The 22,643-nt window shown below is 42.0% G+C and carries 17 protein-coding genes and 1 pseudogene; 5 read left to right on the plus strand and 13 right to left on the minus strand.

The features are described 5' to 3' along the window. Window positions 1-77 precede the first annotated feature (77 nt). Window positions 78-608 (plus strand): cofactor assembly of complex C subunit B, encoded by a 531-nt coding sequence (locus V7K40_RS06630; protein WP_334957869.1) that lies wholly within the window; start codon window positions 78-80, stop codon window positions 606-608. 450 nt (window positions 609-1,058) lie between these two features. Here V7K40_RS06630 and V7K40_RS06635 read toward each other — a convergent pair whose 3' ends face one another. After that, window positions 1,059-1,376: a DUF3155 domain-containing protein gene (locus V7K40_RS06635; protein WP_041566316.1), complete on the minus strand. Its 318-nt coding sequence runs from the start codon at window positions 1,374-1,376 to the stop codon at window positions 1,059-1,061. 286 nt (window positions 1,377-1,662) lie between these two features. Between V7K40_RS06635 and V7K40_RS06640 the strand changes: the two genes are divergently transcribed. Beyond that, entirely contained in the window at window positions 1,663-3,018 is a 1,356-nt protein-coding gene (locus tag V7K40_RS06640; RefSeq protein WP_334957871.1) for an ATP-binding protein, read from the plus strand. 136 nt (window positions 3,019-3,154) lie between these two features. Here V7K40_RS06640 and V7K40_RS06645 read toward each other — a convergent pair whose 3' ends face one another. From V7K40_RS06645 to V7K40_RS06665, 5 genes and pseudogenes are all read right to left on the minus strand, one after another. Next, complete coding sequence (locus V7K40_RS06645) at window positions 3,155-4,396, minus strand: S-layer homology domain-containing protein (protein ID WP_334957873.1); 1,242 nt, start codon at window positions 4,394-4,396, stop codon at window positions 3,155-3,157. A gap of 573 nt (window positions 4,397-4,969) precedes the next feature. Further along, window positions 4,970-5,690 (minus strand): annotated as a pseudogene (locus V7K40_RS06650) (S-layer homology domain-containing protein); the annotation flags it as partial. Window positions 5,691-7,344: 1,654 nt separating this feature from the next. Further along, on the minus strand, window positions 7,345-8,058 hold the full coding sequence (locus tag V7K40_RS06655; protein ID WP_334957875.1) for a conjugal transfer protein TrbI: 714 nt from the start codon (window positions 8,056-8,058) through the stop codon (window positions 7,345-7,347). 45 nt (window positions 8,059-8,103) lie between these two features. Further along, a complete protein-coding gene (locus tag V7K40_RS06660) occupies window positions 8,104-8,304 on the minus strand; it encodes a hypothetical protein (protein WP_334957877.1) in 201 nt (66 codons plus the stop codon). A gap of 189 nt (window positions 8,305-8,493) precedes the next feature. Further along, a complete protein-coding gene (locus V7K40_RS06665) occupies window positions 8,494-10,818 on the minus strand; it encodes an NACHT domain-containing NTPase (protein ID WP_334957879.1) in 2,325 nt (774 codons plus the stop codon). A gap of 162 nt (window positions 10,819-10,980) precedes the next feature. Between V7K40_RS06665 and V7K40_RS06670 the strand changes: the two genes are divergently transcribed. Next, window positions 10,981-11,172, plus strand: coding sequence for a hypothetical protein (locus V7K40_RS06670; protein ID WP_334957881.1), 192 nt, complete (start codon window positions 10,981-10,983; stop codon window positions 11,170-11,172). 511 nt (window positions 11,173-11,683) lie between these two features. Here V7K40_RS06670 and V7K40_RS06675 read toward each other — a convergent pair. From V7K40_RS06675 to V7K40_RS06700, 6 genes are all read right to left on the minus strand, one after another. Further along, on the minus strand, window positions 11,684-12,424 hold the full coding sequence (locus V7K40_RS06675) for a choice-of-anchor K domain-containing protein (protein WP_334957883.1): 741 nt from the start codon (window positions 12,422-12,424) through the stop codon (window positions 11,684-11,686). 340 nt (window positions 12,425-12,764) lie between these two features. Further along, window positions 12,765-14,978, minus strand: coding sequence for a tetratricopeptide repeat protein (locus V7K40_RS06680; RefSeq protein WP_334957885.1), 2,214 nt, complete (start codon window positions 14,976-14,978; stop codon window positions 12,765-12,767). A gap of 262 nt (window positions 14,979-15,240) precedes the next feature. Next, the gene (locus V7K40_RS06685) at window positions 15,241-15,420 is read right to left on the minus strand and encodes a ssl1498 family light-harvesting-like protein (RefSeq protein ID WP_273762042.1); all 180 of its coding nucleotides are present in this window, start codon (window positions 15,418-15,420) and stop codon (window positions 15,241-15,243) included. Between the two features lie 150 nt (window positions 15,421-15,570). Then, window positions 15,571-17,574 (minus strand): glycine oxidase ThiO, encoded by a 2,004-nt coding sequence (thiO, locus tag V7K40_RS06690; protein ID WP_334957887.1) that lies wholly within the window; start codon window positions 17,572-17,574, stop codon window positions 15,571-15,573. A gap of 107 nt (window positions 17,575-17,681) precedes the next feature. Continuing rightward, window positions 17,682-18,086 (minus strand): hypothetical protein, encoded by a 405-nt coding sequence (locus V7K40_RS06695; RefSeq protein ID WP_334957889.1) that lies wholly within the window; start codon window positions 18,084-18,086, stop codon window positions 17,682-17,684. A gap of 16 nt (window positions 18,087-18,102) precedes the next feature. Then, window positions 18,103-18,441: a 2Fe-2S iron-sulfur cluster-binding protein gene (locus tag V7K40_RS06700; protein WP_334957891.1), complete on the minus strand. Its 339-nt coding sequence runs from the start codon at window positions 18,439-18,441 to the stop codon at window positions 18,103-18,105. Window positions 18,442-18,516: 75 nt separating this feature from the next. Here V7K40_RS06700 and cimA point away from each other — a divergent pair, with 75 nt between their 5' ends. Further along, a complete protein-coding gene (gene cimA / locus V7K40_RS06705) occupies window positions 18,517-20,277 on the plus strand; it encodes a citramalate synthase (protein ID WP_334957893.1) in 1,761 nt (586 codons plus the stop codon). Window positions 20,278-20,615: 338 nt separating this feature from the next. Here cimA and V7K40_RS06710 read toward each other — a convergent pair whose 3' ends face one another. Then, the gene (locus V7K40_RS06710) at window positions 20,616-21,305 is read right to left on the minus strand and encodes a hypothetical protein (RefSeq protein WP_334957895.1); all 690 of its coding nucleotides are present in this window, start codon (window positions 21,303-21,305) and stop codon (window positions 20,616-20,618) included. 248 nt (window positions 21,306-21,553) lie between these two features. Between V7K40_RS06710 and V7K40_RS06715 the strand changes: the two genes are divergently transcribed. Continuing rightward, a protein-coding gene (locus V7K40_RS06715) for an IS630 family transposase (protein ID WP_334958160.1) occupies window positions 21,554-22,611 on the plus strand; the annotation gives its coding sequence in 2 pieces (ribosomal slippage) (window positions 21,554-21,949 and window positions 21,952-22,611; 1,056 coding nt in all). The last annotated feature ends 32 nt before the right edge of the window (window positions 22,612-22,643 follow it).

Genomic DNA, 22,643 nt, shown 5'->3' on the forward strand with positions numbered 1-22,643 from the left:
GGGCGGGGCATGAACCAAAAAATCTTTTATCTAAAATCTTTTATCTAAAATTCGTAGTCAAACACTAACAATTAGTTATGGATACTGCTATTCTGCCATCTACATTCCTGCTTACCTTGTTGTTATCGGTTGGGCTGTTTTTCTTTATTCGTGCCTCGACTAAAGACCGCATAGAAACAGCGCAACTGGTATCTCAACAAGACGAAGCTGCTTTAATGTCTCAATTAAAAGAGTATTTTCGCTCACGGTCTTACCAAGTGGCAGCGGTAGACCGAGAACAAAACAAAGTGACTTTTGAAGGTTTTGTTCGCCCCAGTTGGTTCTTAGCTATATTTTTAACTCTGCTGGCAGCGACTGGTATTGTTTGTCTATCACTAGTCGTTTCCCTGCTTTTTCCTAACCTCAGTACCCTTGTTCTGGCTATGGTACTGCTGTCGCCTTTAAGTGGTCTATTTTATTGGAAAAAATCTGGAAGACTTGAGAAGGTGTCACTCAAAGTAGAAACAACTCAGAGCGAACAAACCTCCTCAAGTAAGATCACTGTAGTTGCCCATCGTGATGAACTCAGTGAGTTACAGAGAACTCTACAGCTCAAGGCTGGTGAATAATTGTTGGTTTGGGTGACCATCTCTTAACTATGATATGCAGACTTTTTACCTAACCTACTCTTTAGGCAATGGAAAGTTGTCAGGAGGAAATCAAGACTTCTGCTTTGTCAGTTTTCCCCACGACTTGTGTCGTAGGGAAAAATTTAAATTCATTAACTTAAATTTGTTGACAGAGCTTCCTTAACAATTTACGGCATAAGAGCGCAACTTCACTAGCGCTTTTGGACGCGCTTGGCTCTATACCCACTCCCTTCTGCATCATGACACTAGCATCAAGCCATGCAATCTAGCGTGGTTTGAGACGAGTTGACTTTCCAACTACTTGGACTAGCCTTAAAAAGCAAATCAGCTCCAAACTAAAAAAAAATTAAATTTTGCATAAACTTAGCAATTTTGCCAGTTAATGATAGTTAGGAGCCACATTCAATGGGTAAGATGACCATTTCTGGTTCACCGACTAGCTAAAGCAAGAGGTTCTTGACCTGGCGAAGGTTCTAACACCCTTAAGCTAGGAAACAAGAAATGATTTTCCTCTACGTATTGAGCACCAAAGAGTCCCTTTTCTGCCCAGAAATAACGGTCTGTGGTGTGTTCGTTTCGCTTTACGAGTAGCAATGCCGGTGGCAAAATACCTTCAGCTTGAATGAATCTTCTCGCTGCTGTCACAGGTTTTTCTTCGCCACTTTCGATGCTATATTGAGGCACATGTTCCAAAATCCGCCGTCCTTCCTGACGACGACGACTTTTCCTTTTGCGTCTCCTTGCCAATCTATTGTCCTCCTCTTTCAAGCTATAGATTGTAGTGATAGCTACAAAATCCGTCGTCATTATATAAGTTCTAGTTCAAAATATCAATAGTTTTTAACCTTTTAATGCAAGAAAATTAATATCTTTGAAGATAGAGAAAACAAAACCACCTAAGGATATAATCCCTTGGTAGTAACCATCACTAAGAAGATTTTAGTTAAGCTTTATAAAATGAATGAGGTAAAAACTAAGTATCCTCTCTTAACATCATGCCTCAAAATCTGTAATCTTGAGCAAGAGCTAAAAAATGTTAATGTCTGCCAGTTCCGATTTTCTGGCTCTGTGTCGGGAGCAAATAGCGCTGCTAACCCAAGGGCTGGGAGCAACTTTAAGTATTGTGTACCTCACACAAGAATTGGTAGAGACTCCCTCAGGTGAGGCCAAACTGATTCCTGTGGTAATTTACCCAGAAACAGCATTATTACCGCCAGGGGAAGAGACTGCTGAAGCAACAGTACACAAGCAACTTCAAGTTGGAAATGTGTTTATATTACCCAATGATCACAGAAGGTTATTGACAGCAGGAGCAGAATCTCCAACCTCGTCACAGGAGTCTGAGAGAGCAGACGCATCTCAACCCCATTTAAAAGAAGAATACCTACTTAGTGGTAATCAAATTGTTTTACCTCTGGTTTATGAGGGTGTGATGATGGGGTTACTGGTGACGGGTAGGCAAGACCGAGCATGGAATGAACACGAGGAAAGTCAGATTCAACGGATAGCTCAAACACTGGCGATCGCTTGTATTTTAGATCAACGGCGGGCATGGTTTGAGCAACAGTTGCATGAGCAACAAATTCTCCAAGAAAAACAGCGGGATTTACTGGATAACCTATTGCATCAGTTTCGCAACCCTTTAACGGCGTTGCGGACTTTTGGCAAACTGTTATTGAAACGGTTCCGGCCAGCAGATGCCAACCGAGATGTGGCAAATAGTATTGTGCGGGAAAGCGATCGCCTCCAAGAATTGCTGCAACAATTTGAGCAAGTAATTGACTTGACAGAGGCAGATTTAGCACCACTACATCTGGCAGAAGATAAAGTATTTGTAGAAGCAACTATCCAAAAATCCGCTAAACCGCCGCTATTATTGCCGGGAACGGGAGATAAAGCAGTTGACTGCTCGTTAGCAAATATATTGGAACCATTATTAATATCAGCTAAAGCAATCGCCCAAGAGCGAAAGCTAAAACTAATAACTGAAATTCAACAGAATTCACCTCTAGTTCGTGCCAACATCAAAGCATTACGAGAGGTCTTAACTAACATCATCGATAATGCTTTAAAATATACTCCTACTGGGGGCAAAATTTTGATTCAGGCGGGGCAAAAAAAAGCTAATTTTCAGGGAATTGTGATCAGTGACAACGGGCCTGGCATTCCACCCGAAGATTTAGAGCATCTTGGAGAACGGCATTATCGGGGTGTACAAGCGCAAACAGAAATTCCCGGCACAGGTTTGGGGTTAGCGATCGCTAAACAATTAATAGAGCAAATGCAAGGCGAAATCGAGGTTTTCAGCCCTGCAATCAACTCTAAGCTTACTTCGTCCGATGCGCCGGGGACTACGTTTATTATTTGGTTACCGGAAGTTGAAAACTAAAAGTTAGGAGTTGGGAGTAAGGAGTAGAGACGCGATTAATCGCGTCTGTACAGGAGTTGGGAGTTTTCAATTAAAAAGTCGTTTCAATTCACCACTGATCGCTCATAACTTATTATTCATAACTCCTCACTCCTGACTATCTAAGTGAAACCAACAAGTTTTGATTGATAGTCATTTGTAAATCGGTATTTGGGTCAATGGCGATTAAGTCAACACTCTTCTTACCGAAGAACAGACCAACCAACGCACCGATACCAGCGCCACCCAAGACTTCTTCTGTGGCAATGGCGCGATCGCCAGTGACAGCTGATATCGCAGTTGCTGCACCTGCGCCCAATACAGTATTCTTGATAATTGAACCAGTACTAATACCCTTCTTGACGGTTTCAGTTTTGGTAATCACTTCAGAAGTAGCGTTAAGCTGATACTCCTGACCATTGGTCAAAACCAGTTTTTGGGCAACGAATTGAGAACCGCCTGTAGCAGGTTTAAGTTGACCAATAACTTGACTACTAGCAGGAATCACTACAGATCCGTCTTGCGTAACCACGTTTTGGGATACAGTCAATGTCAAAGGCGCTGTTTCATCCTTTGTAACCAGAATTTTTTCTGCCTTGTCATACTTCACAGGAATAGCAGTCCCTTGGGCAATTGTGACTGATACAGGTGTTGGGGTAGTAGATCCGACAGCCACGACATAAGGTGAATTAATTGCTGAGACTTGATTAGAACTAACCAATGCTTGGTAAATAAAAGCTGCTACCTGGGCGCGAGTGGCGGTTGCAGTTGGATTCAGGAACTTCACATTCGGATAGTTCACCACAATTTGCTTCTGTGTTGCTGCGGCGATCGGCCTACGGGCATAGCTAGCGATGTTAGAGGCATCGTTGAAGTATTGCAGAGTGCTTTCAGTATTGCCGCTGGGACTATATTCCAGACCGTTAGCCAAAGAAACTAAAACCTGCTGGCGGGGAATAGCTTGGTTAGGTTCAAAGCGATTTCCAGGATAACCAGATAAGAAACCAATGGTGTAGGCTTGCTCTATTGCATTGGATGCCCAATAGTTGCTTGGCACATCAGTAAAATTGATTGTCTGCCGTTGTTGTGTTTTTTGGAAGGCTTTGTTGACCATCGCCGCAAATTGAGCGCGTGTCACCGCTTCTTCAGGGTGGAAGCTACCATCAGGAAATCCGGCAATTACACCTCGCTGTGACAATTGTTGAATAAATTGTGCCGCCCAATAGTTAGATGAAACATCAGAAAAAGTAGTTTGAGCTAAAGATGGCGAAGCCGTAATCAAAGGCGCTACAGTACCCACTGTGACGCTTAAAGCCATGAGTGCAGCTGTTCTAGATTGCCAACGATTTAAAGTAAACATTAATTTTTAACTCCAGCACAATTAGTTTTTTTACTGTTAACTAATTAGACAATTTACTGAAGTATTGAGTTCCTTATTATTTCTGCTTTTTGTAAAAACCATTACTTTAGTCATATAGTTATAAGTTAAAAGTCTCTATTATAGGACTTACGCACACTCTACGATTCTTCTCTACGAGACGCTGCGCGATGGCGTTATTGGCATCTTGGCGGTTCGATAAATTAAGCTTTTTGGGGATTTTTGCGTAAGTCCTATATTAAAGGAAGTAAGCAATAGAAATAGTGTAATCACCTAATTAATTCTTAGCGCAATTAAATAAGTATTCCAATAAATATCGATACTGATTAAGACGATATAGAGATAGAATGGTTGCTGTTCAATAAAAATTTTTATAGTTAAAAATGAAGGCGATCGCCCACTATAGTTGAGGTGGCGATCGCCTATCAGGGGTGATTAAAGTCACGACTTGAATTGAGTTAAATCTAATAGCGGGATTGTGGTACTAAATTCTAACTTTAATTTAGTGTGAGCCTTAAATTCCTGTGCAGTTCTAAGGACAATAGCAGTCCCTTAGGGAAATATGACTGATACAGGTGTTGGGATAGTAGACTCGACAGCCACGACATAGGGCGAGTTAATTGCTGAGATTTGACACCACATAAGGTGAGTTAATTGCTGAGGCTTGATTAGAACTAACCAATGCTTGGTAAATAAAAGCTGCTACCTGGGCGCGAGTGGCGGTTGCAGTTGGATTCAGGAACTTCACATTCGGATAGTTCACCACAATTTGCTTCTGTGTTGCTGCGGCGATCGGCCTACGGGCATAGCTAGCGATGTTAGAGGCATCGTTGAAGTATTGCAGAGTGCTTTCAGTATTGCCGCTGGGACTATATTCCAGACCGTTAGCCAAAGAAACTAAAACCTGCTGGCGGGGAATAGCTTGGTTAGGTTCAAAGCGATTTCCAGGATAACCAGATAAGAAACCAATGGTGTAGGCTTGCTCTATTGCACTGGATGCCCAATAGTTGCTGGGCACATCAGTAAAATTGATTATCTGCCGTTGCTGTGTTTTTTGGAAGGCTTTGTTGACCATCGCCGCAAATTGAGCGCGTGTCACCGCTTCTTCAGGGCGGAAGCTACCATCAGGAAATCCGGCAATTACACCTAGTTGAGATAATTGTTGAATAAATTGTGCCGCCCAATAGCTAGATGAAACATCAGAAAAAGTAGTTTGAGCCAAAGATAGCGGGGAGCATCCCACTTTGATGAGTTTACCTTGCAAACGATAAGTCACTTGCCCACAAACGAAACCTGCCGATTTAGGCTCTACATAAGTTTGCGTTGGCGGATTTTGTTTATCTAACCGCGATTTCCAATCGTCAGATATTTTTTCTAGAGTAGAATGCTTACTTAAAAACTCGGAGTCTGCAACAATATCGTGAGGTCCTTTAACACTTACCTCAGAACTATTGATGTAGATATTATAATCATAAATCACGTTTTTATTTTTATTATTACCGTTAATATTCTTGCCAGGATAAGCATAGAGAATGTTCCTTAAAATTCTGACATCAGATGACACATTGCCAAATATTTGCCCATCTTTAATTTCTGGACTCTGATTATTTAAAACAGCTGTGTTATTGACGATATCAACATGCTCACTTAAAAATGTATGAATCCCTGAACCACCATTATTAAATGTCAAATTGTTTTGAATTAAAGTACGTCCTATATATGCATCCAAATTTGGGTTCTGATCATTTCTGGAAGTATCGATAATAATGCCATTACCATCTGTGATCTTTCCCACCGCAATCCAAGGGATGTACATGCGATTGTTATATACTTTGTTGTTGGTCACGAACATCTTGTATCCTCGGTTGGTGTCAGAATTCCAATTGCTTCCCAGCGAAATGCCACTGCAACCATAAACACTATACCAGCCATTATTGAACACAGTGTTATTATCCACCTTCACATAATCAGACTGCAATGCTCCGATACCTCCTCCTCCACAGTCATGCACTTTGTTGTTTAGAATACGGATATGATGAACATGACCATTGGCTCGTCCGTCCATGTTTATGCAGTTTCCGTTTGTAAGCGGATTTGATCTGTTAGTCTTTTGACTTAATGCATAATCAAGGGTTATATTGGCATTGTTTCCTATGACCTCCAGCCTGTTGATCTCGATATATGAAGCTGTACTTGAAATCAGGATACCGTTCCATGTATTGTGTTTAATTTTTGGGAAATGACCAGGATATGCTTTATACTTAATCCATGCTTTTGCGGTTCCAGAACGTTTAATACTTACTACACTCGGAGCTTTGGCTAAATTTGTATATACTCCGTTCATAATCAATACTGTATCGCCAGGGTTAGTTAAATCTGCTGCCTTTTGAATTGTCCTAAAGGCGGATGAAGTAGAGAGTCCACTATTTTTGTCGTCTCCCCTACCACTAACATAATATGTTTTCGGAGTCGCCTGAGTGCTGATTAGTTCGTGGTTGGCTAGGATGATTTCTTTCTTAGTGGATACTTGATGGGCATTTTCAACTAAAGATACTTTTATCCTTTCTGCCCCAGCCAAAAGACTTAATAGCAGGGGAATTGCAAGATATGTGCTTAAACTGAAACCTGAAATTACCACAGGAAAAGGCTCCTTTATCGCCACTACTGAACAAAAATATCAGGATATTCTGTAATTTGGAATACTCTTTTGAATAGAAAATACAATAGAGCCGACTTTCCTAGCTCCTCCTATAGCACAATAAAATAAGTATTCCAATAAATATTGATACTGATTAAGACGATATAGAGGTTGAAGAGTTGCTGTTAAATAAAATTTTTTATAGTTAAAAATGAATGCGATCGCCCACTATAGTTAAAGTAGCGATCGCCTATCAGGGGTGATTAAAGTCACGATTTGAATTGAGTTAAATTTAGTAGCGGGATTGTGGTACTAAATTCAAGTTAGAATTCAGTGTGAGCCTCAAATCCTCTGCGGGTCTGAGGACAAAAGCATTTACTTGTTTTTTCCGCAACAGGACACTCGCACCCGCACCCGCAGCTGCGCCGAGAACAGGTTTTAAATCGTCAATTCTGTTGTTACCAGTAATTAGTGAACCTAAAACACCAGCTCCTCCACCAATAGCTGCATCTGTTAAAACCTGATTTGTGTTTGGTCCTCGTGAAACTCTTTGAGTTGTAGTATATGTCCGAGAACTTGCATTAATTGACTGACGCTGACCATTGGAAAATTCTAATTCTTGAGCTATAAACCGCACGCCTTTTCCTTGGTTATCATCTGTATCTCTAGAATAATTATCTAAGTCAACAGGTTCTAGCCGTCCATTTACTTTAGTACCGGCAGGAATTAAGACATTTCTATTTCTGTCGAGAATGTCATTGGCTATTCTCAAGGTTAGAGATTTACTTTCCCCAGGAGCAATAGTAATTGTCTCTTTTTCGTAGGTGACAGGAAAAGCAACCCCAGAAGGAATGGTAACGTTTCCGTATTGCCCAGTTCTATATTGCCCAAGTCTGTATTGTGCATTAGCAGGAGCAAAGCCCAATAGAGGGCTAATGACGCTTGTAGTAACTGCTATTGCCATAAGTGCAGCAGTTCCAGATTTCCATTGATATAGGCGAGTCATAAGAGGGTTGTCCTTTGTGTATGTGATGTATGTAATGACGGTGATTCACTGAGTTTGTTTCTGACTGTTTTTAAACCTGTCTATAGGCGTATTCCGAAGATCAAAGTACTTATTATGATGAGGAGTCTGTGCGATCGCGACGCCAAATAGCCCATCGTAGACATCGCTCCTCAGAATTTGTATCCTGCTAATGTGCGTCACTAAAATCAGAGGCGAGACATTCATCGGACGCAAAACGAGTATCATCTTGTTCCCAAATGCTGTTTTATTACTTATGTCCACATATCTAAGCCATTGAATAGAGGCGAATGTGGCTAACTGCGAACTCTTACTTTTATTCTAGATTGATTTGCTAGGACTTGGAAAATATTTTCGTTTTCTTAACGAATGATTTACCTGTGGGACTGAAAGATCAACTATCTGCTATATGTGTATTTAAGATTGCTGCTGACGCTGTTTAATCTCTGCGATCGGTAATAGCAAGGTATCTTCTATTTGCTGTCGAATTTCACGGCTGACATAACAATCGCTATTTAGGCAATCTACCACTAATTTATTGGCATCATAATACTGCTGAAGCAATTCCTTTTGCTCGTTACTGAACTGCCAATCATGACCGATATTGCGATCTTTAATCATTAGTAGTCTTAATTCTTCACGCCAAGCCTTTCCATTAGCTAACCACCATTTCTCAAATTCTTTCGAGTCTTGTCCGCTTGGTAGTTGCTCTCGAAGTTTTTGCAGCAAATTCTTGAGTTCTGGGTTGAGGTCGAGGTCGAGGTCGAAGGAGACGGAGACGGAGAGGTCGAGGTCGAGGTCGAGGTCAAAGGAGAAGGAGAGCAAGATGGAGAGGGAGAGGTCGAGGCCGAGCGATCGGTCGAGGTCGAGCGATCGGTCGAGCGATCGCTCGAGGTCGAGGTCGAGCGATCGGGGGAGGTCTAGGTAGAGCGATCGGGGGAGGGATCGCAAGAAGGATCGCAAGAAGGATTGCAACAAGGATCGGTCAAGAGAGAGGTCGAGGGAGAGTTCGAGGTAAAGGGCCCTAAGTGCTGCTGGTTTGTAAGAAACTTTAACGGAAAGAGATTTTTCTCTTACCCACAGAAGAAACTCCTGCAACCTCTGATCATCAGCCACTATAAAATCAATTTTCTCTTTGATCAACAGCAATAACCGATCTGCACTTGGAGACATCCCAACCGCAAGTAAAAAGACTTCCCGCCAGCGTTTCTCAGTGATGTGGCTAACAATATTTTGCAATGCTTCCTCTGATGACTGTCTTACAACCACAAATTCTCTAGCTGTAAAATACTCATGAAATGTGAGGTGAGAAAATGAGTAAATCCCTTTTGCCCTTGCTACAACTAGTCCATGATGATGTTCAATTGAACGCAAAACTTCCTCACTGTCAAGTTGCAATGCTTCTTCGTCAGTATTAGCATCGGGTAAATTGCGGATGTATTCTGTAATGTATTGTTCTGCTACTTTCTGCTTGAAGAAATATTCACTCCTCTCAAAGGTAGTCAACGCCATTTTGCTGAGTAAATCTTCTTTGCGTTGAACTGATAGCTTTTTGTAAATCTGATCGCGTTGAATTCCCCGCTTGGCATCCCATTTTTTCAATAACGCATCTAGTCCTTCTTTATATAACTCAGAACGATTTGCAGGAAAATCCCCTGACTCTTCAAATGCTAAACAAAGTAACGTCAGTAGCAGTGGACTTGCTGCAAGTTCTTTGATGCGGTTATTTTCTTCGAGACGTTTGATAAAAGTCTCTGGTTTTACAGCTTTATCCTTAAACCATTTATTGGTAAAATTAAAAATTTGGTAATTGTCAAAATCAGCAACTTCCACATCTGTGAACTTATCAAAGGTATACTCCTTTGCTGCAATCCGGCAGGTCATGACAAACTGATTGTTTGGGAAACGATCGGAAAACTCACGAATTTCCTTTAATACACGGTTACTATCCTCTTCTCTAACTTCATCCAACCCATCGAGTAAAACTAATGCCTTGCCATAAGTTAGTACATCTCGGATAGAAGAGATAGGATTCATCGTATCTTCAGTGATGTGTTGCAATAATCCAGGTTTGTTTGCAGCTTCCGCAAAGTTTTTGAGGGTAACAAAAATCGGAACACGTTCAGCCTGAAACTCACCTCTAATACACTGAATCGCTAAATACTTCAGAAATGTGGTTTTACCTGCTCCTGGTTTACCCAATATCATCAGCTTGGAATATTTCTCAACTGCTTCCAGCCCTGACAGTCGTTTTTCAGTAATTCTGTTAAGTCCAAAGAGGTCAAAATCCTGACTACTACAGTGTTGTAATAATTCATCAATTCCTAACCGCCGCTGTCCGGTGATTTTCTCCAATATATTGACGCTGGTATAAATGTCATTCAACCTGATGGGTTGAGTCATATCTAGCACCCGCATTGTGCCGCAGCGCTCTTGAATCAGGGGCTTTATCTTTTCGCGTACCCCTTGCACGATCGCATCAATATCAATGCTGTTATCCTGATTTACCTCTGGTTCACTGACTGGTTCAGCAACTATTTCTTCCCACTCTAGGTCTAGCCTGTCGCAAATCTGGACAAAGAGATTGCGGTCAACAGGTTTACCTGTAAAGAACTTTCCGATCGGCTGTCGAGTAATTCCTAAATCTTCAGCTAATGCTTTTTGAGTTAAGGAACAGCGGATCAAAGCTCTATTTGCTTTTTGGATACCTTCTGGAGAACTGCAAAGCGATCGCCCGGACATAAGCTAGCCACTACACTTTTGCTGATTCTAACTGTTAATTTGGCAACTCATCCTCATCGCATACACAAGTCATTCATATCCCAAGCCTGTATTTAAGCCTACAACAACCACCCGCCTGTAAAGCTAAGAATGTAGTGATTCAAACGATTTGGGAGTCGGTAAATGTTATCCAAGAAATTTCCTTCAAGAGATGAAGTGCTGGCTGTTGTAACGCTGATTATGGTTATTGGTTCTCTCACTCTTGCAGTTATCGACGAAAAGAGTCGCCCTCCATTTCTCGATTTAACAAAATTTGCTGTTGGTACATATATTGGATTGTTGATACCTCGGTCAAGGTCAAGCGATCGCAACTAGCCAAACTAAAATTATGTCTTGGCGACTCAAAGTCGGACAACCATAAAAACGAAACCCGCGCTGACGGGTTTTAATTTTTTATTATCTACAAAAAGCGATCAGCTAAAATAATTCCCAGCTAGCCGGCTTCTGGAAGCAATCACTTGGACATTAACCGCAGAGGCGCTGAGAGTGGTGAGAAAAAACAATCTTATTTTACGAGTCACCTTGAAAGGGTTAGTGCTATCAATTTTTGATGCGATCGCAGCAATTCTTGTGCTGGGTTAAAATTTATTCACTTGCCATCAACAAGTATGAAATATGGAGTATGTAGCAGTTCTCAATTGCGTGGAATACTAGAACCAGTTGTATGAGCAGGTTAACAGACTTGAGTACAACTGGCGTACCGTTCGTAGGGCTTCCCACAGGGTACGAGAACCGCTATAAACACTCATATTGGAGTCGGAAAATTCCCTAGTGAAATTACATCCTTAAGGGCGAATAGGAGCAGCTGTTCTAACCACCAAAGCTCTTAATATTTCTTCTCCAAGAATTTTTTCTGAGATATCATATATATCCCTAACAGGAATAGACCCGCTACTAGCGGAGGTTCGGGTATGCTTTTGAATTTGGCATAAATAGCTGTTCTAGTTGTCGCTCCTTCAAGAGCATTAATACTTATCTGGGGAATGTCTGGACTAAATCCAGTTAGCTCAAGCGTGTATTTATTGCCTTCAAAGGTGAAACTGCGATTACTCAAATTTGTGTCTATAAATACATAGTCTGCATTATCTTCTGCATTTGTTGGGTCATTAGGTGTATTTATTAGACCCAAGTTGAAGTCAAAAACTTCGCTGATTCCAGTGGGAGGGTTGAAGGATAAATTAAGATTTAAAGGTACAAATCCAACGCTTGTACCTTTGAGTACTGTTCCGTTAAAGTAAGTTAAATCAGCTATTTTGAATGCAGAGTTAATGTCAGTTGAAAATGAACTTCCATCTAAGATAAGTTTATTTGAGCCTGTTATTGTACACCCACTAGGAGTATTTGAACTTGCTGGACACACATTAGGATCACCCCAAATAAATGTGTTGCTTCCCACACCTGTGTATATTGGTTTGGTATCTATACTTTCTGGAGTAGGGTTTTCCCATATGCCACTAGAGATACCAGAAAAAGTCACAGCATGTGCTTGACCAGAGAAACCAAATCCTGTGGTCGCACTCACAAAAAAACTAGATATAGTAGTCGCAAAAACCAAATTTAGTTTCATAACTTAGGTTTAAATTCTCATTTTGGAGATTTTCTTAACTAGGTTTCCAGTCTAGGGTAGTAAATTTACGGAAAATACGCCAATATTTTATTGGAGTTTTTCTAAAATTTTTATATTTTTATATATTTATATATCTTATTCAAGAAAATATATATATTAAGCTTACTTTATGAACTGTGAAAATATTTTAGCACTTTGTAATTAGTAAAACTGTTAGGGATCGCTATCTTACTTGGTTCGCTGATTAATCATCAAGTTGATATCAAGCTACTCTTTTTTGACACTCGCTGCCTATTGGGACGCTAATCAGGTTCATCCTCAAGGGTTTTCAGCATCTGCTTTATAACTTTGATAAAATCTCTGGCAACAACTGACTAGGAACTTTAGATAAAGCCAGATTTTGTCCCTGTATCCCTAATTCATTATGAAAAGCACGAATAGTTTTCACTACATAAGTGAAGGTTGTTTGATAAGCCTCTGGTTGTTTACTTAATCCGTTTAAGGCTTGCAAATGGTTATCTAATGCTACTTCTAAGTGTTGAGAACGTGTTGCTTTGTCGCCATTAAAAGACTTATCTATTACTAGCTGATAATGTGCCAGTCCCAGGTTATTATAAGAGGCAAGCAAATCAAAACTTAAAGAAGTACTACTAAGTGAGTGAGCCAAGGCTATAGCCTCTTCGTAAGCGCTGATACATAGTTGTAGATACTTTTGCCGTGCCTCTTTAGTTGTCTGAGATAGGTTTGCTAGATGCCAGTAGGCAGTACCGAGATTATTTTGTGTAGCGGCGCAAGCACTAGGAACATTAGCTGGAGTGCGATACTTAAGAGCTTCGCTATAGACATCTATCGCTAGCTGGAGATTTTGGGCTGGTTGTTCATATTGTGCCAAATTCCAACAGGCAGTACCGATGTTGTTTTGAATCATACCATACTTGAGCGGTTCCTGTTCAGGGTTGTAGTGTACAAGTGCTTCGTTGTAAGCTGCGATCGCTTTCTTTAAATGTATAATCGGTTGATTGTATTGCCCTAGATGCCAGTAAGCAGTACCCAAATTGTTCTGGCAAGCCGCATACTTTAAGGAGTCCATATCGGCTGTACGGTAGCTAAGTGCTTCACTGTAAGCTAAAATTGCCTGCTGCCAATTTTCAGATGGGTGAGAAAAACGAGCTAAATCACCATAGGCTGTCCCCAGATTATTTTGCACGCGAGCGTAAGTTTCCGGATGTGTCTGGGGCGAAATCATATTTAACGCCAACTGATAAAATTCTATTGCCTGCTCTATATAAGTTTGTCCTTCCTCAGAATTGGGTGGTGTGCGGTAAAGCATCCAGTAAAGTGTACCCAAGTCATTCAAGATATCTGGGAGTTGCGGTGAGGTTTCGTCATAGCTAATTGCCTCCTGATAGGCAATAATTGCCACCATCAGGTTTTCTAGGGTTGACTCTCCTTGCTCAATGCGAAGGCGGTATAAGGTGCCCAAGCGATGATAAGCTTCTGCCAGTGCCTCACCTGGAACTTGCTTTCGGTGTAATTCTTCAATCTCCAACAAAATCTGTTGCAGTTGTAAGTAATCCTCCGTATTTTGAAAAATACTGGTGTTTATTGTTGCTATTATTAGCTCCGTTAACTCGCTGCTAATATAAGATAAAGACGACAGTGATTGATTATTACTCCCACTACCAGACCTATTAGTAGATTCCTGCTGTTGTGGTGCAGCCTTCAATAAATCTGCTGTTGACGGCGAAACTTCCTGAGTTTTATATACGCCATTCCTTTGTATCTCTGCTGGAAAATCAGAATTATTCTCAAACTTTAACTCGGTGGCTGCGGTTTTGAGTTCCGCTTGGTTAACTGATTCATCTAGAATCGATTGCTCAATATTCCCTAAATCCAAGCTTCCAGAACGTGAAAAACTTTCTGGATAGCCCAAATTCTGAGTCGCTGGTGTGGGTTCTCCAGCAAACACAAATACGCCAGTCCGGCAACGCCAAAACTGTGGTGCTGATTGCTTGATAGCAGATAACCAAGGACGCGGTATCCACAACAGCAAGTTAGATTCTAGGAATCGGCTGGATTCTTGTGTAGAGAAATATTCTTCGCTTAAGCGGAGATAGTGCAAAAATAATCGTTGTGTTGCTACTGATTGCTTGGTGAGATGCTCCACACCTACAATCTGAAATGCTGGGACTGGAAAAGGTCTTCTTGGGGTATCTTTTGATGCCCCAACAATTGGCGGTGGATAATTAGCCAACCATTGATTTATCTGGATTATAGGATTGGGATCGTTTAAATTCAAACGCAATGTGACTAATCGCGGATAAGCTGAAGTGCTATTTTCATGAGAATTTGATGGCTGATATAGTACCTGTCCAACAGGATAAGCCAATGTAGAGTGCAAACGCGCTGCTACCTGATTTCTTAAGTGTAAATCATCACATACCGCTAAAAAAAATTGTCGTCGTAAGCCAAGACTTAGGGCAAGTTTCAGGCGGTGGTATACTTGCCGATTCCAAGTAGAATTATTGTTGTGTGCAGGATCATTCACGCTCATAGCGGCTAAAGAGCCAAAACACAGTATATATCAGCTTTACGGGTGCATCCAAGTGGGCTAAACTCATAATGAAAATGGTTTTTAAGTGGATGTTATGCGGCTTTGAATAAATTGAGCCTTCAGGTCCATAAAAAGAAAAAAGTATACAATTATACTTTAATTGCTAATTCAATTTTAACAAAAATAAAAAAGCAGGTCCCTCTTAAAATCGGAACCTGAAAAACTATAAAGAAGATCAAATTTTTATTAAAATGTTTAATGCTCAACTGCTCTGAGAAACAAAGAAGGCGACTGAAACCAAGCCGCCAACCAAAACTGTAGCGGTGATTGCTAGTAAGATATAAGTTCGCTTTTGCCCTTCCGTGGGAGGTTCTGCTTGATAAATCTTTGGTTCCCGGGCAAAATTATTCAGAAGGCCGCCTTCTTCGTTTGTATAGGGCATGAATCAATTCCTTTATCTTTATCGTTCATTTAATGTTACATAAATGCTAAATCCGCTCTAAAACTGCTAGACAAATCGTTACATTGGCCAAACAGGGCATTAGTTATTCCTCTTGTCTGCCTTGTCTGTCTATTCCCCATGCCCCATGTCTTAACTAGTAATTGTCCCAGTCAGAGGAGAACTAGGACTAGCATAATCTTTGATGGGCATCCTGCCAGCAAGGTATGCTAGACGACCGGCGACTGTTGCTAAATTCATGGCACGAGCCATTGCTGCTGGGTTTGGAGAAAGAGCGATCGCACTATTAATCAACAAAACATCTGCTCCCAATTCCATTGCCTGGGCGGCTTCTGAGGGTGAACCAATACCAGCATCTACCACCACTGGCACACCCGCATTTTCAATGATGATTTGGATATTGGCGGTTGTTTTTAGCCCTTGTCCAGAACCTATCGGCGATGCCAAAGGCATTACCGTAGCACAGCCTACTTCTTCTAAACGCTTGGCTAACATGGGGTCAGCATTAATATAGGGCAATACTGCAAAACCTTCTTTAACTAATTGTTCTGCGGCTTGCAGCGTCCCAATTGGATCTGGGAGTAAATACTTAAGGTCAGGTATTACTTCTAACTTTACAAAGTTATTATCTTCCTGCCCTAACAATTTCGCCATTTCTCGCCCCAAACGCGCCACCCGAATCGCCTCTTCAGCAGTTTGACAACCTGCGGTATTGGGCAACATCCAAATTTTTGTCCAATCCAAGGCTTCAGCTAAACCTTCATGTCCGGGGGCCTTGGTTTGTACCCGTCGGACTGCGACGGTGACAATCTGGCAATCGCTGGCGGCGACACTTTGCTGCATTTCTTCAATGCTGCGATACTTACCAGTTCCAGTCATTAAGCGGGATTGGAAGGTTTTGCCAGCAATAATTAGTGGGGAGTCTTGAACGGGGAGGGGTAGGTGCTGTGGAGATATGGCAAGGTGATGCCCATTGGAGAAATTGGCAGAGTGAGTCAGCATTGGGGTAGAGGTAGATGGCTGGGATTGGAAGCGCGAATAGTGAAAATCTGAAAGTATTGGGTCAGACTTTTGTTCCAAGATTAAATCGGCAATCAATGTCGCTGTTACTGGTGCAAGTAGAATCCCGTTGCGGTAATGACCAGTTGCAAGGGTTAAATTTTGACAGTAGCTGGTGCCAAGGATGGGTAACTCATCGGGGGTGGCTGGGCGAAATCCCCACCAGAATTCTTGGATGGGATAATGCTTTAATTGGGGATATAGGCGGATGGCAGCTTGTAATAATGTTTGAATGCCTTCTGGGGTGTTGTTGGGGGTGAAGCCAACGGCTTCGCTTGTTGCCCCAATAATCAGCCGATCGCCTCTTGGTACGATGTAAATATCCTGCCCAAACAAAACCCGCTTTAAGGGCAATTCCGACGCAAATTGTGGTATCCGCACACTCAGCATTTGTCCTTTTCTGGGTAGCAGAGGTAGTGGTAACAACTCATTTGACCAAGCACCTGAAGCTAAAACATAGTGCGCGGCGCGAATTACCCCAGCATTGGTTTGCACGCCAACCACTTGTCCTTGCTGCTGTAAAAATGCTTCTACTGTAATCCCGTCTTTGAGTTTAACACCAACAGACTCAGCCGCAGTCCACAGTACTTGAGCTAGAGCTTTATTATCAACTTGTGCGTCTTCAGGATACCACCAGCCACCAACTACTTCTGCTCCCAATCCTGGCTGATATTGATGAATTGCCTCTTTGTTTAACCAGTAAGCTGGGGATGGGGGGGATGAGGAGGATGAGGGGGAAAGACTTGCCCTCCTGCTCCCCTGCTCCCCTGCTCCCCTGCTTTCTTCATAAAAGGGTGTGAGGATACCGCAGGGCCGGTAGCCAGTATTTAAACCAGTTAGTTCTTCTAGTTTGTGCGTCCAGTCGGGATACAAAGCACGCGATCGCCAACACAATGAACGCATGGCCTCATTAGGGATGTTTTCCGCGTCTGGTGCCAACATCCCAGCAGCGGCATGGGTAGCGGCAGCCTGAAAGTTACGACAAAACACGGTGACGTTTGTCCCGCGCAGTTTTAGTTCAATGGCGATCGCTAAACCAATAACACCGCCACCAATAATTACAATCTCACTAGTCATCAGTCATTTATCATTAGCCATTTATCATTAGTACATAACTAATAACTCATAACTAATTAACTCATAACTTATAACTTAAAACTCGTAACTAAAGACGGATCTTATCGTTACCATAAGGCTCGAATTGGTTCGTTGCCTTGGTTTGCATCGCTGGATGGTGTGTTTGTGTTTGTTTCTGAACTATCTGTATTGCCGTCTGTTGTAGTATCAGAAGGTGAGGTTGAGTCATTGGAGGGATTCTGGGCAACGTTACTCCTGTTACCAGGTCTTGGCGCTACAATACTGCGCCTGTTTTGGTTTGTTTCAGTTGTTTCATTTCCTTCAGTGGCAGTTTCTTCATTCTTGCTCCCAGCACTGCTATTAACATTGATATTAGCTGGGAGGACTTTGGCTGCTTTGCCACCGGGAGCGTTAGCGGTTTGTACGCCCATAGGAAAATTGATGCCTAGTAATGTACCAAGCAGAATGGCCAAACCTCCAGCCATTAGAATTAAGGGTGTCCATCTACCCATCTTGTTTTACTCCTTTTTAACCTTTTGGTGTCCACACTATTCGAGAACCTTGTCCCCAAAATCCATCAAACTTTGTCACTTTCACATCGCCTAAAACCTGAGTTTGACAGGCTAAACGCAAGTCTGTTGTAGGAGAATGGGGAGGAAGCGAACGCCGTGCTCGATCACGCCAATTCGCTGCTGATACTTCGCCCTCTACCTTAACCGCGCAGGTTCCACAACTGCCAATGCCTCGACAGTTTATTACCTTAGCACCGTCATTGTAGAGGTGAATACTATTTTGCAGCAAAATTTTTCGGAGATTGCTTCCCTGCTCGCAATTAATTGTTTTACCTTCAGCTAGTACTTTAGGCATTTTTAAATTGCCAAACTGGCGTTTTGTTGTATATTGACACATTGTCTCGAAAGTTGTCTCGTCGGTCTCAGTTTTATGACCACAAATTCCTCACCTCAACTTTGGCTCTATGACACTACATTACGGGATGGCACTCAGCGCGAGGGGCTATCAGTATCGATAGAAGATAAGTTACGCATTGCCAAGAGACTCGATCAACTGGGAATTCCCTTTATTGAAGGCGGTTGGCCTGGTGCCAATCCCAAGGATGTACAATTTTTCTGGCAACTCCAAGAAGATCCGCTAAAATATGCTGAAATTGTGGCTTTTTGTTCGACTCGACGTCCCAATACCACTGCCGCAACCGAACCGATGCTACAGGCTATTTTGGCTGCGGGGACTCGCTGGGTAACGATTTTTGGCAAGTCTTGGGATTTACATGTCACAGCCAGCCTGAAGACGACGTTAGAAGAAAATTTGGCGATGATTCGTGACACGATTGAGTACCTCCGTTCTCAAGGGCGTCGCATTATTTACGATGCCGAACATTGGTTTGATGGCTACAAACACAATCCAGATTATGCTTTACACACATTAGAGGCTGCGATCGCATCTGGTGCGGAATGGCTAGTCCTCTGTGATACCAATGGCGGCACTTTACCCCACGAAATTAGCCAAATCGTTCAAGATGTAGTCAAGGTGACTAGGGAATGGGGGCTGGGGACTGGGGGCTGGGGAACTAGGAAAGATTCCCAATCTCCAATGCCCAATGACGCCACTTGCTCCACTTGCGGAGACCCCATCGCCCTTGGCGTCTCCTCTTGGGAGAAGAGCGCAGTGGCTCCTCCATGCCCAATGCCCCAAATCGGAATCCACACTCATAACGATTCGGAAATGGCGGTTGCTAATGCAATAGCCGCCGTTATGGCAGGGGCAAAGATGGTACAGGGCACAATTAACGGTTACGGTGAACGTTGCGGTAATGCTAACCTCTGTTCATTAATTCCCAATTTACAACTGAAGGCGGGTTACAGTTGTATCACAGAAGACCAGCTAACACAACTTACAGAAGCTAGTCGTTTTGTGAGTGAGGTGGTCAACCTCGCGCCAGATGAACACGCTCCCTTTGTGGGACGTTCGGCTTTTGCCCACAAGGGCGGTATTCATGTATCAGCTGTGGAACGTAATCCCCTGACTTACGAACACATTCAGCCGGAACAAGTCGGGAATCATCGCCGCATCGTGATTTCTGAACAGTCTGGACTCAGCAATGTTTTAGCCAAAGCCCGCAGTTTTGGGATTGAACTCGATCAGCTAAAGACAGAGGCCAAGCAAATTCTCCAGCGCCTCAAAGACTTGGAGAGCGAAGGATTTCAATTTGAAGCAGCAGAGGCGAGTTTTGTATTGTTAATGCACGAAGCTTTGGGAGATCGCCAACAGTTTTTTGAAATCAAAGGTTTTCAAGTCCACTGTGACTTGATTGAGGGGAAAGAAACTAGCAATGCTCTAGCTACAGTCAAAGTCGCTGTTGACGGGAAAAATATTTTGGAGGCGGCCGAAGGTAACGGGCCTGTGGCAGCTTTGGATGCGGCTTTACGCAGGGCTTTGGTGAACTTTTATCCCCAAATAGCAACCTTTGATTTGACAGATTACAAAGTCCGGATTCTCAATGGACATATCGGCACTGCGGCGAAAACTCGTGTGTTGGTAGAATCGGGTAATGGTCATCAACGCTGGACGACGGTAGGGGTTTCCACCAATATTTTGGAGGCTTCCTATCAAGCGGTAGTGGAGGGCTTGGAATACGGTTTGTTGTTGCACTCCCAAGCGGAAGCGGCGGTGAAAGCTCCTAGTTGACAAAAAGCACTATGTTGTGTGACAAAATTTACGAACCCCACCTGAAGATCAGCCACCTTCATTGATGGGGGTATTAAACCCGCATCCTGTTGCCACCCGATAAGGAAATGGGGAGACAATTTCCCCTTGTCCCCCCATCCTCTTGTCAAAATTGATAAATTATCCAATCTTGTGGGGTATTGCTCTTTAGTCCGCCCAGCTGATAGGTGGGCCAAGATGCCCATCCCACAATAAATAATTAGATATTTTTTTTACTTGTTAGTCCCTAAGTATAGCATTTCATAAATGCATGACGAATTGAGCGACCTACTGATAAAGCTTGGCAAAACTCGATAACGCTAGGAAGTTGTAGAATTATCTATTACGGTAGGAATGACGTAACCTGCAATACCTTCATATACATATCCATTCTTGCCACCAGCCAGCTCACTAAAATTAGTAGTGTACAAGTGGTCAGAAGCTGCGGAACTATAATATCGATATAAAGGAATAGTACCTGTGACAGATGTAGAATATACATAACCAGTAATACCTTCACGTACATACCCATTGCTACCACTACTCAGTTCACTCAAATCAGTAGTGTACAAGTGGTCAGAAGCTGCGGAACTATAATATCGATATAAAGGAACAGTTCCAGAGTATTGTTGTGTGGGAATATAGGCAGCAATTCCTTCAGGGATGTATTCGCCGCTACCATTTCCTAATTCACCAAAATTAGTTGTATATAAGTGGTCAGGACTTGATGGATTATAATAACGGTAAAATGCATATGCCGTAACTATTATACCATCAATTATTCGAGTAGTAGTATTTGGAAGAACTTGATTTTGAACAACTAAAATATTTGAGGATCTAGTTTTGCTTTCGCTAATAGTTAATTGATTAGTATTCTGGAGTTGAGAATAATTTGGTGTTGCTAAAACTACATGGCGACTAGTTAAATTGTTCATACTAATACTTGCAATGCCAACAGCCAAGCCACCAAAAGTTTTTAAGACTTTACGCCAAGACCAATTACCAAACATAGTAGTATCTTTTTAGCCTGATATTAGAAATGGATACATTACCATACTAATACCACACTATGCAACAAGGCAGTGGATAGGGGGATATAAGGGCAAGTAAGAATGAATGATACTTTTAAATATGACGCACAGACGCAAAGCCTCATATCTTGCACCACTTGCTTTATTGCTAAGTAGGTGGGCATAAAAAAACCAGACTATGTAAAGATAAGTAAATATGGAGAATGCATCTACATGAGGTGACTTATATATGGGCGCGTAGTTTTTGGGTATTTCTAACTCGTGAGCAAGACCAAACTCTGTTAAATCTAAGAACCCTTGAGGTGCCACAGAAGGTTAAAGATAGAGCAGAAGTAATCAGGCTAAACGCACATGGCTGGTATGTAGAAAAAATAGCAGTTCACTTTGATTGGGATAAGCAAACAGTTAGAGACGTTTTGCACAAATGGAGAAAACAAGGTTTAGAGAGTCTTTGGGAATTACCGGGTCGAGGGTTAAAATCCAAGTGGAAACAAGAGGATATCGTATTTTTAGAAGAATGTCTAAGAGTTGAGCCACGCACATTTAATAGTTCCCAATTATCAGAGAAGTTAAACACGCAACGTAAGGTGCAACTGAGTCCTGACAGATTAAGACGGGTACTCAAAAAAAGGGGGTCAATTGGAAACGGGCAAGGAAAAGTCATAAAAGAAAACAAGATCCGATTGTAAAAGCGAGAAAACTAGCAGACCTAGACATCTTGGAGTTATCTGCAGCAGCAGGAGAAATAGACCTTAAATATCTAGACGAATTAGGGTTTTGCATGTGGAGCGAACCGAGTTACACCTATTATTTCAGGGGTGAGCAAAAACGTTTAGAACAAACAAAGCGTCGAGGTCGTCGATTAAGCATTATCGGATTTCTCCAATCAATAATAAGCTTTGTTTATGCTTTAGTGATTGGAGGTGTTAACCGCAAGTCTTATATCGAAATAATGGAAAAAGAAGCCCAAGAGGCATCGCAATTGGGACGCATAAGAGTAATTGTGCAGGATAACGGGCCAATACATAGATGCAAAGAAGTACAAGAGTTATGGTCAAAGTGGGAACAGATGGGTTTATACATCTTCTTTTTACCCAAATATTGCTCCGAAATGAATCCAATTGAATTGGAATGGCAACACCTGAAAAAATCAGAGCTATCTGGGCGAATATTTGACGACGAATTAGACCTTACTTATGCCGTAATTGACGGTATTCAAGCTAGAGGAGAAAAAGGGAACTACAGTACAGAACGTGTAAAATTTAATTCTAATTCCTCTGCTTAAGTTTTCGTTACATAGTTGTAAATTTTTCCGCC

Source organism: Nostoc sp., assembly GCF_036917195.1.
Taxonomy (GTDB): Bacteria; Cyanobacteriota; Cyanobacteriia; order Cyanobacteriales; family Nostocaceae; genus Nostoc.